Origin of the sequence: Deinococcus soli (ex Cha et al. 2016), assembly GCF_001007995.1 — a bacterium.
GTDB classification, from domain to species: Bacteria; Deinococcota; Deinococci; order Deinococcales; family Deinococcaceae; genus Deinococcus; species Deinococcus soli.
In genome coordinates this window covers 910444-926492 of record NZ_CP011389.1, presented here as the reverse complement: position 1 = coordinate 926492, position 16049 = coordinate 910444, and the positions used below count along the sequence as shown (strand labels likewise).

Genomic DNA, 16049 nt, shown 5'->3' with positions numbered 1-16049 from the left:
GCGGCAGCCGCACTGATACTCCGCAGACAACTCAGGCCCTACAATGTGGAGCGCATGAAAAACAATCTTCTCCTGATCGGCGCGGCACTGACCCTCAGCAGCTGCTCCATGATCCTGGGCCCCTCCACCGTCGACGTCACCGTCATCGGCGTCAACGACTTCCACGGCAACCTGCTCCCCACCAGCTTCCGCGTGCCCGACCCCGCCGACCGCACCAAGACCCTGACCGTCCAGGCCGGCGGCGTCGAGGCCATCGGCGGCATCCTGGCCGAGGCCCGCAAGGCCAACCCCAACACCGTCTTCGTCGGTGTGGGCGACATGACCGGCGCCAGCCCCCTGATCAGCGGCCTGCTGCGCGACGAACCCACCATCGACGCCCTGAACGGCCTGGGTATGGCCGTCAACGTCGTCGGCAACCACGAATTCGACTACGGCTTCGCCGAACTACAGCGCTACCAGAAGGGCGGCTGCAACAGCAACGACGCCACCAAAGCCTGCAAGTTCAACAACACCTTCACGGGCGCCAATTTCCCCTACATCGCCGCGAACGTCCTCGACGAGAAAACCGGCCAGCCCGTGCTGCCCGCCTACAAGATCGTGCAGGTCGGCAAGGCCAAGGTCGCCTTCGTCGGCGCCGTCCTGAAGGACACCCCCACCGTCGTCACGCCCGCCGGCGTCGCTGGACTGAAGTTCGAGGATGAAGTCAAGAGCATCAATGCCGCCATCCCCGCCATCAAACGCATGGGCGCCGACGCCATCGTCGCGCTCGTCCACCAGGGCGGCACCAGCGGCGACGCCTTCGACATCGTCAACTGCAAGACCCTCACTGGCCCCATCGTGGACATCGCCAAGAACCTCGACCCGGCCATCAGCGCCATCATGACCGGCCACACCCACCGCGGCTACAACTGCCTGGTGCCCGGCCCGGACGGCAAGGACCGCACCGTGATCCAGGGTGACGCCCTGGGCCACCTGCTGCAGCGCCTGGACATGACCATCGACACCCGCGCCAACCGCGTGACCGCCATCCGCGCCAGCAACGTCGTCGTGGACGCCGCCAAGGCCCCCAAAGACGCCGCCATGACCGCCCTGGTCCAGAAGGCCAAGGGCCTGACCGACCCGATCTCCCGCACCGTGATCGCCACGCTGGGCGTCGAGCAGATCACCCGCGCCGCCGCCCCCAACGGCGAGAGCCTGCTGGGCCGCGTCATCGCCGACAGCCAGCTCGCCGCCGCCGCGCCCGCCAACAAGGGCGGCGCCGTGATCGCCTTCATGAACCCCGGCGGCATCCGCGCCGACCTGCCCGTGAACGTCCCCAACGCCAGCAAGCAGGTCACGTACGGCGACGCCTTCACCGTGCAGCCCTTCGGGAACATCCTGACCGTCATCACCCTGACCGGCGCGCAGATCAAGGAAGCCCTTGAGCAGCAGTTCGACAACCCCTCCGCCGGCAGCAACCGCATCCTGCAGGTCAGCAAGGGCTTCACGTACACCTGGGACAACGCCAAACCCAAGGGTGAGAAGGTCAGCGACATCAAACTCAACGGCCAGGCCATCGACCCCGCCGCCAGTTACCGCGTCGTCGTGAACAACTTCCTCGCCGACGGCGGCGACGGCTTCACTGCCTTCGCCAAGGGCACCAGCCGCCTGGGCGGCGATCTGGACATCGACGCCTTCCGCGCGTTCCTGACGAGCACCACCGTCACCCCCGACACCACCGAACGCGTCAAGCGCCTGAACTGAACCCAGCCGCAGCGCGAACAGAAGAGGCCGCACTGGGCGGCCTCTTCTTCATGTCTGCGACTTCAGGCCTCCTGCACCCCGCCGCCCCCGACGCGCCACTCGCGTGTGGCGACCCGCTGAACCAGCCGCCGGTCGTGACTGGCCAGCAGCACGGTCCCCGTGAAGTCCAGGAGCAGCGCCTCAAGCGCCTCAATGGCCCGCACGTCCAGGTGGTTGGTGGGTTCGTCCAGCAGCAGCACCTGAGCGCGCGTGACCCGCAACCGCGCAAGACTCAGGCGGGTGCGCTGCCCGCCCGACAGGCCCGCGAGGGGGAAGGCCGGGCCGCCCGGCACCTCCAGCGCCGCCGCGACCTCGTGCAGCTGGTGCGGCGTCAGCAGCGGGTTGGCGTCCAGCAGCGCGTCCCCCACCGTGCCCAGCCCGAGCAGTTCCTCGCCGTGCTGCCCGATCCGGCTGACGGTCAGGCCCGCGCCCCACGTCACTGCACCCGCGTGTGGCACCTCGGCCAGCAGGGCGCGCAGCAGCGTGCTCTTGCCCCCACCGTTCGGGCCGGTCAGGGCCACCCGGTCCCCCCGGCGCACATGCAGGGTCACGCCGGACAGCACCACCCCTGAGCCGCGCGTCACACCCAGGTCCCGGACGGTCAGTACCTCCAGCGGTCCCGGCGGCACGGGCGGCAGCGTCAGCCGCAGCGTCCGCGCGTCCCGGAACGGCCTGTCCGGCGCCCCGGTGTCCATCCGCTCGATCTGCCGCTCCATCGCCCGCGCGCGGTTCGAGAACAGCACCTGCGCCCGCCCCGCCTTGTGCGACGACAGGAACTTGTCGTTGTCCCGCGCCCGCGAGCGGTTCTCCTCGACGCTGCCCTTGCTGCTGAGGCGGCGGCGTTCCTCGTCCAGCGCCGCGCGCCTGCGGCGGTACGCCTCGAAATCACGGGCCTGCGCCTCGCGCAGCGTCGCCTTCAGGGCCATCGCCGCAGAGTAATTCCCGGGATACACGCTCAGCGTGCCGCGTTCCAGTTCCGCCACGCCGGTCGCCACCTCGTCCAGAAACGCCCGGTCGTGGCTGGCCAGCACGAATGCGGCGACCGACGCCCGGATCCAGTCGCGCAGCCACGCCGCGCCCTCTGCGTCAAGGTGGTTCGTGGGTTCGTCCAGCAGGTACACGTCCGCCGGGGCCAGCAGCAGCGCCGCCAGCAGCACCCGCCGCGCCTGCCCGCCCGACAGCCGGTCCGCCCGCGCCCCGGCATCCAGACCCAGCCCGGCCAGCACCGCCGCCGCGCGCCCCGCGAAGTCGTACCCACCCGAGAGCCGGTAGGCTTCCTCGGCGTCCGCGAAGGCCAGCAGCGCCGCCTCCGACCCTTCCGAGAGCGCCGCCGAGGCCGCCTCGAACGCCACCTGTGCCCCGGCGAGTGCCGGGGGCGTCACGGCCTCCAGCACCGACCCGCCCGGAGATCCCGCCTGCGCCAGCAGTGCCACGCGGCCCGAGCGGGTCACCACGCCCGCATCCGGCGCGTCCAGGCCCGCCAGCACGCGCAGCAGCGTGCTCTTGCCACTGCCGTTCTCGCCGACCAGCGCCAGCCGCTCCCCGGCCCCCACGGTCAGCTCCACATCCGAAAACACCACACGGTCCGCGAACGACCGCGCGACCCCACTCAACATCAGCATCAATTCATCCCCCTGACGGGACAGGCCAGCCCACACGCGGCAGGCGGCAACTCGGAACGCGGCAGTCAGGGGTTACAGACGCAAGACAGGGAGGTCCTTTGAATGAGCGGAGGGGCAAACGACCGGGCAACCCCGGCGGTCAGGGCCGACCGTACCACGCGAGGCGCGGCGGGCACATGCGCCGGATGGCGGAGGGCCCCCTCACCCTTGCGGCGCGGTGCGCCTCCCGCTGCTTCGCAGGTCGGCGCCTCCCTCGCGCCAGGGGAGAGGGCTGGGGTGAGGGGTCTCACTCGTCGGCGGGCACCTCGGGGAAGCGCGACAGCGGGAAGGTGTCCACGTTCGCGCTGCGCTGCTGGACCAGCACCCCACCGTCCACCACCACGAACTGCCCCGTCACGTACGCCGCGTCGTCCGACGCGAGGAACGCCGCCGCGCCCGTCAGGTCCTCGGCGGTGCCGTAGCGGCCCAGCGGCACGGTCCTCTCCCGCTGCGCCAGATCCTCGCCTTCCAGTCCGTACGTGTTGATGAAGCCCGGCGTGATCCCGTTCACGCGCACCCCGTACGGTGCCATGTCCAGCGCCAGTGCCCGCGTGAACGCCTCCACGCCACCCTTGGCCGCGTCGTACGACGTGAAGCCCCGGTGCGAACGGGTCGCGCCGCCACTCGACACGTTCAGGATCACGCCGCGCCGCCGCGCCGCCATGCCCCGCGCCGCCCGGTGACTGCACAGGAACACGCTCTTGAGGTTCACGCGCAGGAACAGGTCCCACCACGCCTCGTCCGCATCCAGAAAGTGCCGCTGGTCACTCGTCAGGGCCGCGTTGTTCACGAGCACGTCCACCGGCCCGAGATGCGCCTCGGTCGCCGCGAAGATCGCCTCCACGCCGTCCTGAACACTCACGTCGCCCGGCACACTCAGTGCCTGCGCGCCCGCTGCGGTCAGGGCGTCCACGACCGCCTGCGCCGCCGCCGCGTTCACGTCGTTCACCGCGACGCGCGCCCCCTCTGCCGCGTACCGGTGCGCCAGCGCCGCGCCGATCCCACCCCCCGCCCCCGTGATGAGCACCGTCCTGCCTGTGAACCGCTGCAAAGTCGTCATGACGCACAGGGTACGGCAGGGGAAGGGCCATGAGTTCTGAGCTCTGGGCTATGAGCACAAGACAAGGCCGGAGCGTCTACCCCGGCGATCTTCCTCACAGCTCACAGCGCAGAGCCTATAGCCCTGTCACTCCCGCCTCCGGAACGCCAGTGCCGCCAGGAAGATGGCGGTGTTCACGAGGACGATGGTCGCGCCGGGGGCGGTGTCCTGGTAGTAGCTGAGGTACAGGCCGGTGACGCCGCCGACGGTGCCGAGCAGGGCGGCGAGGAGCATCATCTTCTTCAGACTGCGGGCCTGGAGGCGGGCGGCGGCACTGGACGTGATCAGCAGGCTGACGCTGAGGGTCGTGCCGACGAGCTGCACGGTGAGGACGACGACGAGACCGATCAGGATGAGCAGCAGACTTTCCAGGCGGCGCACGGGGAGGCCGACGGCGCGGGCCTCGGTGGGGTCGAAGGACGCGAGCAGGAGTTCCTTCTGGACGGCGGTGAGGATGCCGCCGACGACGACCGTGACGGCTAGCGCGCCCCACAGGTCGGTGGGCGTGACGCCCAGGGGGTTGCCGATCAGGAAGTTGCTGAGGTCGGTGGTGAAGGTCGGGGCGCGCGACAGCATGACGATGCCCAGCGCGAACATCCCGACGAACACGATGCCGATGGCGCTGTCCTGCTTCAGGCCGCTGCGCCGCCCGATGGCGCCGATGCCCAGCGCGGTGAGGACGGCGGCGATGAGCGCGCCGACAAGGAGGTTGCCTTTCATCAGGAACGCGCCGACGATGCCGGGGAACACGGCGTGGCTCATGGCGTCCCCGATGTAGCTGAGGCCGCGCAGCACGACCCACGCGCCGACGAGGGCGCACAGGACGCTGACGAGGATCACGGCGAGCAGCGCGCGAGTGAAGAAGTCGAACTGGAGCGGATCGGTCAGCAGGTGCACGGGAAGCCTCGGAGGTGCGGGAAGGTGGTCAGGCCGGGGGTGTCATCCATCATCTTTCAACCATCACCCATCCACCTCACGCCTCGGCGTGCGTGTGGCCCAGGAAACTGGTGCTGAACGTCGCCTCGATGTTCTGGGTGGTGTACACCTGCTCGGGCGTGCCGTCCGCGACCACGCGGCGGTTGACGAGCACGAGATGGTCGCACCAGCGCCGCGCCTGTTCGAGGTCGTGCGTGACCATCACGACCGCGCGGCCTTTGTCGGCCTGCCTTCGCAGGAGGGCCATCAGGGTTTCCTGGGTGGCGGCGTCCACGCCGGTCAGGGGTTCGTCCAGCAGCAGCAGGTGCCCCTGGCGGGCCAGCATGCGGGCCAGCAGGACCCGCTGCCGCTGCCCACCGGACAGCGCCCCGATGTGCCGCCCGCGCAGGTCGAACACCCCGGTTTCCTTCAGGGCGTCCTCCACGATCTGCCTATCTTTGCGGCTGGGCCAGCGCAGCCAGCCCAGGCGACCCGTGCGGCCCATCATGGCGACGTCCCAGACGGTCACGGGGAACCCCCAGTCGAGCGTCTGCTGCTGCGGCACGTAACTGATGCAGCCGCGTGCGGTGTGCCCCGGATCGAAGCGCACCGCGCCGTCCGGGTCGGGCAGCAGGCCCACCAGGGTTTTCAGGAGGGTGCTCTTGCCCGCGCCGTTCGGGCCGATGATCGCGCTGAACGACCCAGCCTCGAAGCGCACGCTGGCGTGCTCCAGCGCCGTCTGCGGGCCGTATTTGACTGTCAGGTTCTCGACGCCCAGCATCAGACCAGCATACCTCCCCACGCGGTGATGTTGCGAGCGCAGAATCAAAAGTGAGGCGGGTGGGGACCTGGGCTACGCCTCCACCCGCCTCCTCCGGTGACGGTCAGCCCTTCAGCGCCTTCACCATGATGTCCACGTTCGTCCGGAACGCCTTGAGGTACGTCTCGCCGCCGCCCCCCTTAGGCCCCAGGGCGTCGGTGTACAGCGCGGGGGCGATGCGCGCGCCGGTCTCGCGGGCGAGGGTCTGGGCGAGGCGGGCGTTGACGGTGTTCTCGGTGAAGATGACCTTCGCACCGGCTTTTTTCATGGTCTGGGTCAGCACGGCGAGTTCGCGGGCGCTGGGTTCCCGTTCGGTGCTCAGGCCCGGAATGACGGCCCCGATCAGGCGCAGGCCATAGCGTTCGGCGAGGTAGTGCAGGCTGTCGTGGTTGGTCACGAGGACGCGCCGCGCGGGGGGCACCGTGGCGAACTGCTTCTTCGCGTACGCGTCGGCGGCACTGATCGCTTTCAGGTGGGCGGCGGCGTTCTTCGCGTACGTGGCCTTCCCGGCCGGATCGAGGCGGGTCAGGGCGGCCTGGGCGTTCTTCACGTAGCCGGCGGCCAGGCTGGCGTCCCACCACGCGTGCGGGTCGAGTGCGCCGTGCTCGTCGTGCTCGTCGTGACCGGCTTCCGCGTGGTCATCTCCTTCATCGGCGGCATGGAGTTTCAGCCCCGCCGTGAGTTCCTGCACGGGGACCTTCGGTGCGCTGGCCTTCAGCTTGGGCAGCCAGGGTTCCAGGCCTGCGCCGTTGGCGAACAGCGTGCGGCTGCGGGCGAGGTCGCGGATCGCGCCGGTGCTGGGCTGGAAGGTGTGGGTGTCCCCGCCGGGCGGCACGATGACGTTCACGCTGACGCGGGTGCCGCCGACGGCCTTCACGAAGTCCGCGATGATGGTGGTGGTGGCACTGACCTGCAGGGGCGCGGCCTGCGCGCCAGGCGCGGTGCATGCGGCGAGCAGCAGCGCGGGCAGGAGGAGGGAGGGGCGCTTCACAGGAGTTCGATGCCCCGGTACGGGCCGCGGCTGAGGGTGCGCAGGGCGTTCGCGCTGAGCCAGACGGTCTTCGTGACGCCGCCCTCGCGGATCGTGCGCTTGTGGAGGTTGGCGTGCTGCACGCGCTTGGTCACGCCGGTGACCTTGCGGCCCACGCCGCCCTGTGCACGGGCCTTGCCGCGCCGGGTGACGCTGTTCACCACGAGGTTCTTCTTGCCGGTCAGGTAGCATTCACGACTCATATTGATTTCTCCTTATCACATGTGGGGGTGGGGGGAAGGTTCATCGGCGCACGTTCCGGCGCCTGGATCAGGCGCGCAGCGCGCGGTTCAGCAGTTGATCCAGCGCGTCCGGGTCGAGGTCGTGCCCGATGAACACCAGTTCGCTGAAGGCCTCGTCGGGGCTCAGCCACTCGCCCGCCGTTTCCAGGGCCAGTTGTCGTCCGGTGTGGTTCCAGAGGGTCGCCACGCCGTTGCCCAGGTTCACCCAGCCCTTGGAGCGGATCACGTTGCGCGGCAGGCCCAGCGTCAGCGCCTCGTTCAGACGGTCGGGGTCGAAGGGTGTCTGGGCACGGAAAATATGCGTCCCCAGGCCGTACGTCTCGGATTCCGGGGTGTGTTCCTTGTCCAGTTCGGCCATCCACGCGTCAAGCTGGCTGGAGTGGTCGAAGTCGAACAGGCCGGTGTTCAGCAGCGCCTCGGCGGGCAGGACACCGCGCGTGGATTCCAGCACGCGGGCGCGGGGGTTCGTGATGCGGATCAGGTCGCGCAGCTGCCGCACGTCGTCGGGTTCTGCAAGGTCGAGTTTGTTCAGCACGACGATGTCCGCGAATTCCAGCTGCTCGGCCAGCAGTTCCCCGAAGCCACGTTCGAAATCGTCGCCGGGGATGGTGTCCTGACGGTTCCACAGTGGGAAGAACTGCGCGCTGTCCACGACGGTGATCATGGCGTCCACGTGCACGCGGCCCAGCAGGTTGGGAATGGGGGCCTGACCATCTTCCGGTTCGATCTCCAGTTCCTCGGGGGTCAGGCAGAAGCTCTGCGCGATGGGCAGGGGCTCGCCGATGCCGGTGGATTCGATCAGGATCGCGTCCAGATCGCGTGTGGACAGCAGGTCGTCCACGGCGTGCAGCAGGTCGCCGCGCAGGGTGCAGCAGATGCAGCCGTTGCTCAGTTCGATGGTCTGCTCGTCGGTCTTCACGACGAGGCTGGCGTCGATGTTCACGGCGCCGAATTCGTTGACGATCACGGCGACGCGCTGCCCACCTGTCTGCGTCAGGAGGTGGTTCAGGAGGGTGGTCTTCCCGGCGCCGAGAAAGCCACACAGGACGGTGATGGGGACGGAACGGGAGTCAGGAGTGGACATAGCCTGATAACGATATTCTATTATCAATAATATGGCAAGGTTCCACACCCTCCGACGCTGCCCGCTGACCGCCCAGTTCTGGTTCCTGGGCCTCGACGCCCGCCAGGGCGACCTGACCCTGCGCGGCTTCCACAAGAGCCCCACCCCGCACGGCAGCAGCCGCTACACCCTGGACGGCCTCAGCCTGCACTCCGCCGGACTGACCCTGCTGCTGCCCGGCGAGCCGCTGCACTTCAACCGCCGCACCCAGACCTTCACGCGCGGCGGCCGCACCGTGCCCGCCACCGAGGGCCGCCTGCACCTGCGCGCCGCCCTGCACGCCCACGAGGCCTGGATCGCCGCCCGCCACGGCCCCGCGTACCGCGAGAGTCTCGTGACCCTGCACCGCCCGCCCCGGCCGGTGATGGGCGCGCTGGAGCCCTGGCGGGCTTACCTCTCCTGCGTGCCTCGACTCATCCGGGACTGACGGGAGACTTCAGAGGTATTGAGGGAATCGCTTGGTACCTCTGAATCAAGCGGACTCCCCGAGCTGCGGAGCAGAGCGGGCACCGTCGGACAGTGGTTGGCAGTGGAGTCAAGGGGCGTGCTGTTGGCCCCGGGTGGAAACGAAACCGCGGTGACATTCGCGTGGAGCAGTCCGGGCGGGCCGCACACCCCTGGCCGACCCGCAGTGTTGCCGAGCCTCCGGTACGGGGGAGGCGGGGTGGAGACCCTTCGGCTGACCGGGGCGAATCCGGCTGCGCGGCACAGCAAAAAGCCCACCGTTTCCGGTGGACTTCTTCATGGTGGAGTCGAGGGGGATCGAACCCCTGACCTCGTCATTGCGAACGACGCGCTCTCCCAGCTGAGCTACGACCCCATGAGGCGAGAGGGAATGTAGCACGCGCCAGATGGGCGTGCAAGGGGGCCGGGGCGGGCGCGGGTGGTCAGGTGGCATGGACACGGTCACCTTGCGGCCCGGCGGGAAGGTTTACACTCGCCAACATGAGTGCGCCCGCCACGCCCGCCCCCGCTGACACGCAGCAGGACCGCTTCAGTTACAAGTTCGGCCAGGAAGGCATCACCTTCGACGACGTGCTGCTCCAGCCCCGCCACTCGCAGGTGCTGCCGCACGAGGTGGACCTGGGCGCGCAGCTCACCCGCCGCGTCCGCCTGAACATTCCCTTCGTGTCCGCCGCGATGGACACCGTCACCGAGACGAACATGGCCGTCGCCATGGCCCGCGAGGGCGGCATCGGCGTGATTCACAAGAACATGCCCATCGACGCGCAGGCCGAGATGGTCCGCAAGGTCAAGCGCAGCGAGAGCGGCATGATCGTCGACCCGATCACCCTCCCGCCGCACGCCACCGTCGGCGAGGCCGACCGCATGATGGGCGAGTACCGCATCAGCGGCGTGCCCATCACCGACCCGCAGGGCAAACTGCTGGGCATCATCACCAACCGCGACATGCGCTTCGTGGACGACCTGAGCACCCCCGTGCGCGACGTCATGACCAGCCGCGATCTCGTGACCGTCCCGGTGGGCACCACGCTGGAGGAAGCGCAGGAGATCTTCAAACGCCACCGCATCGAGAAACTGCTGGTCGTCGAGGGTGAGCTGCTGCGCGGCCTGATCACCATCAAGGACCTCACCAAGCGCGTCAAGTACCCCCGCGCCGCGAAGGACAGCATGGGTCGCCTGCGGGTCGCCGCCGCGATCGGCGTGGGCGCCGACCTGATGGACCGCGCGGGCGCGCTGGTGCAGGCGGGCGCGGACGTGCTCGTGCTGGACAGCGCGCACGGCCACAGCCAGGGCATCCTGACCGCCCTGAGCCGCGTCAAGGAGACCTTCGACGTGGACGTCATCGCCGGGAACGTCGCCACCCGCGCCGGCGCGCGCGACCTGATCCTCGCGGGGGCGGACGCCGTGAAGGTCGGCATCGGCCCGGGCAGCATCTGCACCACCCGCGTCGTGACCGGCGTGGGCGTCCCCCAGATCACCGCGATCTTCGAGGCGAGCAGCGCCGCGCTGGAAGCCGGGATTCCCATCATCGCGGACGGCGGCATCAAGCAGACGGGCGACGTGCCCAAGGCCATCGCGGCGGGCGCGAGCGTCGTCATGATGGGCAGCATGCTCGCCGGGACCGACGAGGCCCCGGGCGAGAGCATCCTGCGCGACGGCCGCCGCTACAAGAGCTACCGCGGTATGGGGTCCCTGGGCGCCATGGACCAGGGCAGTGCCGACCGCTACTTCCAGAGCGGCAGCCGCAAGTTCGTGCCCGAAGGCATCGAGGGCATCGTGGCGTACAAGGGCACCGCCGGGGAGGTCATCTACCAGTTCGTGGGCGGCCTGCGCTCCTCCATGGGGTACTGCGGCGCGCCCGACCTGGGCACCCTGCGCGACACGGCGCAGTTCGTGCGCATCACCGGCGCCAGCCTGGTGGAAAGCCACCCGCACGGCGTGACGATCACCAAGGAAGCGCCCAACTACGGCGGACGGTAAAGCAGGGGGTGGCCGGGCTGGGACGGGGCGCACTTGCACTCCGTCCCAGCTGACAGACTGTCATCACGTCCGGGGCGTAAGGTGGACGGTATGAAGCGCCTGCTCACCGCCCCCCGCGAACCCGTGAACGCCCTGACCCACTGGGGCGGCGCGCTCGCCGCGCTGATCGTGCTGGGGCCCCTCCTGAGCTGGGCGCACGCCCGCGGGCTGGTGCTGTGGCCGTTCGTGGTGTTCAGCGTCAGTATGGTCGCCCTGTACGCCGCCAGCGCCAGCTACCACTCCTTCCGTCCCACCGAGCGGGGGCTGCTGTGGCTGCGCAAACTCGACCACGCGGGCATCTTCCTGCTCATCGCGGGCAGTTACACGCCCATCGCGTACTACGGCCTGGACGGTGTGTGGCGCGACGCCGTGCTGTGGCTGGTGTGGGGCATCGCCCTGAGCGGGATCGTCCTGAAACTTGTCACCATGCGCCTCCCACGCTGGATCAGCACCGCGCTGTATCTGGGGATGGGCTGGCTGGCCCTGCTGTTCATGCCGAAATTCATTCACACCCTCAGCCCGGGCGCGCTGTTCTGGCTCGCGGCGGGCGGCGTGCTGTACTCCATCGGGGCGGTCATCTACGGCACGAAACGCTGGAATCCGCGCCCCGGCGTGTTCGGCTTCCACGAGATCTGGCACCTGTTCGTCCTCGCCGGGACCGGCGCGCACGTCGCCATGATGTTCCACCTGGGCTGAAACGGGACAGCAAGAAGCGGGCCGGAGGTGACAGTGCACCCTCCGGCCCGCCCCCTATCCGGCAGGGTTACAGCACGACGCTCAGCAGTCCGTTGCGGATCGTGGCGATCAGCTGGCCCAGCTGGTCACTGAACAGGAAGATGAACACCATGACGATCACGAAGCTGAACGGCTGCGCCTCGAACTGAGAGAGGCTGCGCCCCAGCGACGGCACCAGCCCGCCCACGATGCGGCTGCCGTCCAGCAGCGGAATGGGCAGCAGGTTGAAGATCGCCAGGCCCAGGTTCACGCTGAGCACCGTGAACAGGAAGGTGGCCAGCGTGCCGCCCGCCAGCAGCGTCTCGCGCGGCACGACCGCGATGATGCCCACGCACACCAGCGCGATCAGCAGGTTGCTCAGCGGGCCCGCCGCCGCCGTCCAGAGGGTCCCCCAGCGGCCCAGGTTGTTCGGGTTGATCGGCACGGGCCGCGCGAACCCGAACGGCGCGAACAGCAGCAGCAGCGACCCGATCGGGTCGAGGTGATTGATGGGATTGAGCGTCACCCGCCCGAAGCGGCGCGGGGTGGGGTCCCCCAGCCGGTCGGCAGTCCAGGCGTGCGCGAACTCGTGAAAGGCCAGCGACAGCAGCAGCGCGGCCGCCACGATCAGGAACGCCAGCGGATCGCTGGACAGCAGAGAGATGAGACCCATACCCCGGCATTCTAGAGGCTGGCGTGCGGGCCTTTCGTCGCCAGGAATGCCTTCAGCGCCGCGCGCTCGTCGTCGGAGCTGCGGACCTGCCCGGCGCGGCGCAGCGCGGCGAGGTGACCCAGCGCCTCGCCCACGCCCCGGCCCGGCGGGACGCCCAGCGCCAGCACGTCCCGCCCGGTCAGCGGCGGGTACGCGTCCGGGCGCAGCAGGGCGCGCAACTCGCGTTCCGGGGTGCCGTCGGGGAAGTGGGTGTCGGACAGGGCGCGGTCCAGCAGCGCGGCCGGGCGGTCCCCCAGGCTCAGGCGCCCCGCGAGCGTGCCGGGGTCGGGGGCGGCGTGCAGCAGCGCCGCCGCGTACGCCGTGAAGGGCACCTCCGCGCCCGCGTCGCGCCGGGTGTCCAGGGCGTCCAGCAGCGCCGTGTCGGGTAGAAGGGTGCCCGCGCCCCAGCCGCGCAGCACGCCCGCCGCGCGGCCCGGCCGGCGCTCGTGCAGCAGCAGGCGCAGTTCCGCCCACAGGCGCGGCGTCCGGTCCGCCACAGCTAGCGCGTCCGGCACCTGGGCCAGCAGGTCCGGGTGGGCCCGCAGGTCCAGCCGCGCCGCCAGCCGCGCGCCCCGCACCAGTCGACTGGCGTCCTCGTGGAACGACCCGGCGTGCAGGGGCCGCAGCACCCGCGCGCGCAGGTCGTCCAGGCCCCCCACCTCGTCCAGCAGCATCCGTGCGCCGGTGGGGGAGAGGTGCAGCGCCAGCGCGTTCAACGCGAAATCCCGCCGCCGCAGATCGTCCGCCAGCGTGCCCGGCCGCGGCACGGGATTCCCGCCCGGCACCGGGTACGACTCCCGCCGCGCCCGCACCAGATCCACGGCACGCCCATCCGGAAGGGTGACCGTGGCGTTCCCGAACGCCGGGTGGAACACGAACGGCAGACCCGTCGCGGCAGCCAGAGCCTCCACGTCGGCCTCCGGGATGACCACGTCCAGGTCCAGGGGCGTCTCGCCCAGCAGCGCGTCCCGCACCGCGCCGCCCACCAGCGCCGCCCCACCCGCGCCCGCCCGCTCGGCCAGGGCCAGCAGCCACGCGCGGTCGTCGGCACGCAGGTTCGCCCACGCGGCCTGCGCCACCCAGGCGGGCTGGATCACTGCCCTGTGCGGACCGTGAACGACGACGCGTCCAGCGTCAGCCGCACCTCACGCGTCGCCTCGCCACGCACCACGGTCAGGGTCACGGTCTCCCCCTCCTTCTTGTCGATCAGGGCCGCCTGCAGGTCCTCCAGCGCGTCCACCGGCTCGCCGTCCGCGCGGGTCACGACGTCCCCGCCCAGCAGGATCACCCCGCCCCGGAACTGCTGCCGCTCGGTGCCCGCCCGCAGGCCCGCCCGCGCCGCCGGGGTGCCCGGCACGACCTGCCCCACCACCAGCCCCTGATCCGGCAGGCCCAGCTGCCGCTTTCCAGCGCTGGACAGCACGCTCAGGCCCACCGGGAGCGGGCCCTGCCGGGTCTGCACCGCCAGCCCACCCCGGATCCCGATATCCGGCGCGTTCACCGTGCCCCCCTGCGCCGCCTGAAGGCGCGGCAGGAGGTTCCTCGCCGTGTCGATCGGAATGGCGAAGCCCACCCCGGCACTCTGGCCCACGCCGCCCCCCTGACCCGCCGGGGAGTAGATCTGCGTGTTGATGCCGATCACGCGCCCACCACTGTCCAGCAGCGGCCCGCCACTGTTGCCCGGGTTGATCGCCGCGTCCGTCTGGATCGCCTTCTGCGTGATGCCCTGCCCGCCGTTCCCGCCGAACCCGATCGGGATCTGCCGGGCGGTGCTGCTCACGATGCCCTCGGTGACGCTGAAATCCAGTCCGAACGGCGCACCCATCGCGATCGCCTTCTGCCCCACCTTCAGCGAGGCGCTGTCCCCCAGCGGAATCGGGCGGATCAGGTCCTTCTTCAGGCCCGGCGCGCGGATCAGCGCCAGATCGTACTGCGGCGCGAGCCCCACCACCTGGGCGGGCACGCTGGCCTCCTGGCCCATCACGCGCACCGTGATCTTCGGCTGCTGCCCCCCCGAACCCTCGCCCGCCACCACGTGGTAGTTCGTCAGGATGTCCCCCGCGTCGTTCACGAAAAAGCCGCTGCCCACGCCGCGCTGCACCTCCTCCTGCCCGCCGCCGAACATCATCGCGAACGGGTCCTGCGGCACGACCTCCTCGGTGCTGATGAACACCAGCCCCGGCTCGAAACGGCTGACCACGTCAATGGTGTTCTGCTCGTTCTGCAGGCGCGCACCCGGCTCGTCCAGCGGCGCGCTCGCCGCCGGGGCCGCCTGCTGCGCCGCGCCCAGCGGCACCCCGTCCCGCAGCACCGTCGCGCCCAGCCCCAGACCCACCAGCACCAGCAGCACCCCCACACCCTTACCCTTCATGAGAGGCATTATCCGCCAGAGGGCGCATGCCGGATGGGCCGCGCCTGTGGTGTGCTTCATGCATGGACCTCACCGGCGCCGCCCACGACCTCCGCACGCACCTGGGCGACTTCCTGGATCGCAAGCGCCCCGACGGCGTCTTTCACGTGCAGCCCGGCGGGCCCGGCAGCGTCCCCGCCCTCGCCGACCTCGAACCGCCCGAACTGCACCTGGACCTGCTCCCCGAGACACCCACCGACGACCAGCAGGCTACGCTGCGCCGCCTCGGGTACAGCGGAAGCGGACCCCACTGGACGCACCCCGGCGGGTGGCGCCTGATCCTCCCCGACCACGGCAGCGGCTGGCGCGCCGAACAGGCCGCCCTGCGCGACCTGCTCCTGCACGACCCCGGCGCCGCCCACGCCTACCGTACCGCCCACGGACACGGAGGCCGCGCGCACGCCGACGCCGCCCTCCGCCCCGCCGCGCTGGCCCACCACGCCCGCACCGTCAGCCTGACCCCCGCCCGGCAGGTCGCCCACCTGCTGGCCCCGCTGGACGCCCCGTGGATGATCGCCGCCGGGTACGCCCTCGACCTGCACCTGGGCCACACCACGCGGCCCCACGACGACCTCGACGTGATCGTGCCCAGAGGCGCCCAGCCCCAGCTGACCGAACTCCTGCGCGGCTGGCGGCTCGACATCCCCATGGACGGCACCTACCACCCCTACGCGGCGCCCCTTGACCCACCCCACTTCCAGATTCACGCCCGCCACCCCGACCTGAGCGGCGCGCTGATGCTCGACCTCATGCTCAGCGACCTGAGCGGCGGCACCTGGCACTACCGCCGCGACCCCCGAATCACCCTCCCCCTGGCCCACGCCCGCAAGGTCAGCCCCGAGGGACTGCCGTACCTCACGCCCGAAGCGGTCCTCCTCTTCAAAGCCGGTGCCGCCGGACGTGACCCACGCGGCAAGGACCAACAGGACTACCAGCGCGTCCAGCCCACCCTGACTGCCGAAGCACGCGCTTGGCTGCACGGTGCCCTGACCCACACCAGCCCAGGGCACCCCTGGCTACGCAGCCTGGAATGAAAAAACCGCCCCCGGAGGGGCGG

Annotated in this window: 15 protein-coding genes and 1 tRNA gene; 5 read left to right on the top strand and 11 right to left on the bottom strand. The window is 70.4% G+C overall.

Going from position 1 to position 16049, the window contains the following annotated elements:
* Positions 1–54 precede the first annotated feature (54 nt).
* Positions 55–1743 (top strand): bifunctional metallophosphatase/5'-nucleotidase, encoded by a 1689-nt coding sequence (locus SY84_RS04560; RefSeq protein WP_046843018.1) that lies wholly within the window; start codon positions 55–57, stop codon positions 1741–1743.
* A gap of 62 nt (positions 1744–1805) precedes the next feature.
* Here the strand turns inward: SY84_RS04560 and SY84_RS04555 are convergent, their stop codons facing one another.
* The 7 genes from SY84_RS04555 to SY84_RS04525 form a co-directional block, all read right to left on the bottom strand.
* Positions 1806–3404, bottom strand: a complete 1599-nt coding sequence (locus SY84_RS04555) for an ABC-F family ATP-binding cassette domain-containing protein (protein ID WP_046843017.1) — start codon at positions 3402–3404, stop codon at positions 1806–1808.
* 286 nt (positions 3405–3690) lie between these two features.
* A complete protein-coding gene (locus SY84_RS04550) occupies positions 3691–4503 on the bottom strand; it encodes an SDR family NAD(P)-dependent oxidoreductase (RefSeq protein ID WP_046843016.1) in 813 nt (270 codons plus the stop codon).
* Positions 4504–4629: 126 nt separating this feature from the next.
* Positions 4630–5439, bottom strand: coding sequence for a metal ABC transporter permease (locus tag SY84_RS04545; RefSeq protein ID WP_046843015.1), 810 nt, complete (start codon positions 5437–5439; stop codon positions 4630–4632).
* 76 nt (positions 5440–5515) lie between these two features.
* Positions 5516–6238, bottom strand: a complete 723-nt coding sequence (locus tag SY84_RS04540; RefSeq protein ID WP_046843014.1) for a metal ABC transporter ATP-binding protein — start codon at positions 6236–6238, stop codon at positions 5516–5518.
* A gap of 103 nt (positions 6239–6341) precedes the next feature.
* Entirely contained in the window at positions 6342–7268 is a 927-nt protein-coding gene (locus SY84_RS04535) for a metal ABC transporter solute-binding protein, Zn/Mn family (protein WP_046843013.1), read from the bottom strand.
* Positions 7265–7510 carry a 50S ribosomal protein L28 gene (gene rpmB, locus SY84_RS04530; RefSeq protein WP_046843012.1) on the bottom strand — a complete coding sequence of 82 codons (246 nt, stop codon included), beginning with the start codon at positions 7508–7510 and terminating at the stop codon, positions 7265–7267. The genes SY84_RS04535 and rpmB overlap by 4 nt, the downstream gene beginning before the upstream one ends.
* A 67-nt stretch (positions 7511–7577) precedes the next feature.
* Positions 7578–8633 carry a CobW family GTP-binding protein gene (locus SY84_RS04525; RefSeq protein ID WP_046843011.1) on the bottom strand — a complete coding sequence of 352 codons (1056 nt, stop codon included), beginning with the start codon at positions 8631–8633 and terminating at the stop codon, positions 7578–7580.
* A 31-nt stretch (positions 8634–8664) separates the two neighbouring features.
* On the opposite strand from SY84_RS04525, the gene SY84_RS04520 reads away from it, so the two are divergent.
* A complete protein-coding gene (locus tag SY84_RS04520) occupies positions 8665–9099 on the top strand; it encodes a hypothetical protein (protein WP_046843010.1) in 435 nt (144 codons plus the stop codon).
* Positions 9100–9416: 317 nt separating this feature from the next.
* On the opposite strand, the gene SY84_RS04515 is transcribed toward SY84_RS04520, so the two are convergent.
* A tRNA-Ala gene (locus tag SY84_RS04515) sits at positions 9417–9492 on the bottom strand.
* Positions 9493–9617: 125 nt separating this feature from the next.
* Between SY84_RS04515 and guaB the strand changes: the two genes are divergently transcribed.
* Positions 9618–11117, top strand: a complete 1500-nt coding sequence (guaB, locus tag SY84_RS04510) for an IMP dehydrogenase (RefSeq protein ID WP_046843009.1) — start codon at positions 9618–9620, stop codon at positions 11115–11117.
* 90 nt (positions 11118–11207) lie between these two features.
* Positions 11208–11852, top strand: a complete 645-nt coding sequence (gene trhA, locus SY84_RS04505) for a PAQR family membrane homeostasis protein TrhA (RefSeq protein WP_046843008.1) — start codon at positions 11208–11210, stop codon at positions 11850–11852.
* A gap of 67 nt (positions 11853–11919) precedes the next feature.
* Here trhA and SY84_RS04500 read toward each other — a convergent pair whose 3' ends face one another.
* From SY84_RS04500 to SY84_RS04490, 3 genes are read right to left on the bottom strand one after another with little or no spacing between them, the layout of a single operon-like run.
* On the bottom strand, positions 11920–12543 hold the full coding sequence (locus tag SY84_RS04500) for a site-2 protease family protein (protein WP_046843007.1): 624 nt from the start codon (positions 12541–12543) through the stop codon (positions 11920–11922).
* An 11-nt stretch (positions 12544–12554) separates the two neighbouring features.
* Positions 12555–13679, bottom strand: a complete 1125-nt coding sequence (locus SY84_RS04495) for a CCA tRNA nucleotidyltransferase (protein ID WP_046843006.1) — start codon at positions 13677–13679, stop codon at positions 12555–12557.
* Entirely contained in the window at positions 13676–14953 is a 1278-nt protein-coding gene (locus SY84_RS04490; protein ID WP_046843005.1) for a S1C family serine protease, read from the bottom strand. Before SY84_RS04490 ends, SY84_RS04495 begins: the two co-directional genes overlap by 4 nt.
* Positions 14954–15015: 62 nt before the next feature.
* Between SY84_RS04490 and SY84_RS04485 the strand changes: the two genes are divergently transcribed.
* The gene (locus SY84_RS04485; RefSeq protein ID WP_046843004.1) at positions 15016–16026 is read left to right on the top strand and encodes a nucleotidyltransferase domain-containing protein; all 1011 of its coding nucleotides are present in this window, start codon (positions 15016–15018) and stop codon (positions 16024–16026) included.
* The last annotated feature ends 23 nt before the right edge of the window (positions 16027–16049 follow it).

What these genes read in the sequence shown, in the direction of transcription:
- rpmB (WP_046843012.1), bottom strand. Translation starts at nt 7,510, where the DNA reads ATGAGTCGTGAATGCTACCTGACCGGCAAGAAGAACCTCGTGGTGAAC.
- SY84_RS04555 (WP_046843017.1), bottom strand. Translation starts at nt 3,404, where the DNA reads ATGCTGATGTTGAGTGGGGTCGCGCGGTCGTTCGCGGACCGTGTGGTG.
- SY84_RS04520 (WP_046843010.1), top strand. Translation starts at nt 8,665, where the DNA reads ATGGCAAGGTTCCACACCCTCCGACGCTGCCCGCTGACCGCCCAGTTC.
- SY84_RS04485 (WP_046843004.1), top strand. Translation starts at nt 15,016, where the DNA reads ATGGACCTCACCGGCGCCGCCCACGACCTCCGCACGCACCTGGGCGAC.
- trhA (WP_046843008.1), top strand. Translation starts at nt 11,208, where the DNA reads ATGAAGCGCCTGCTCACCGCCCCCCGCGAACCCGTGAACGCCCTGACC.
- SY84_RS04550 (WP_046843016.1), bottom strand. Translation starts at nt 4,503, where the DNA reads ATGACGACTTTGCAGCGGTTCACAGGCAGGACGGTGCTCATCACGGGG.
- SY84_RS04500 (WP_046843007.1), bottom strand. Translation starts at nt 12,543, where the DNA reads ATGGGTCTCATCTCTCTGCTGTCCAGCGATCCGCTGGCGTTCCTGATC.
- SY84_RS04490 (WP_046843005.1), bottom strand. Translation starts at nt 14,953, where the DNA reads ATGAAGGGTAAGGGTGTGGGGGTGCTGCTGGTGCTGGTGGGTCTGGGG.
- SY84_RS04540 (WP_046843014.1), bottom strand. Translation starts at nt 6,238, where the DNA reads ATGCTGGGCGTCGAGAACCTGACAGTCAAATACGGCCCGCAGACGGCG.
- SY84_RS04560 (WP_046843018.1), top strand. Translation starts at nt 55, where the DNA reads ATGAAAAACAATCTTCTCCTGATCGGCGCGGCACTGACCCTCAGCAGC.
- guaB (WP_046843009.1), top strand. Translation starts at nt 9,618, where the DNA reads ATGAGTGCGCCCGCCACGCCCGCCCCCGCTGACACGCAGCAGGACCGC.
- SY84_RS04525 (WP_046843011.1), bottom strand. Translation starts at nt 8,633, where the DNA reads ATGTCCACTCCTGACTCCCGTTCCGTCCCCATCACCGTCCTGTGTGGC.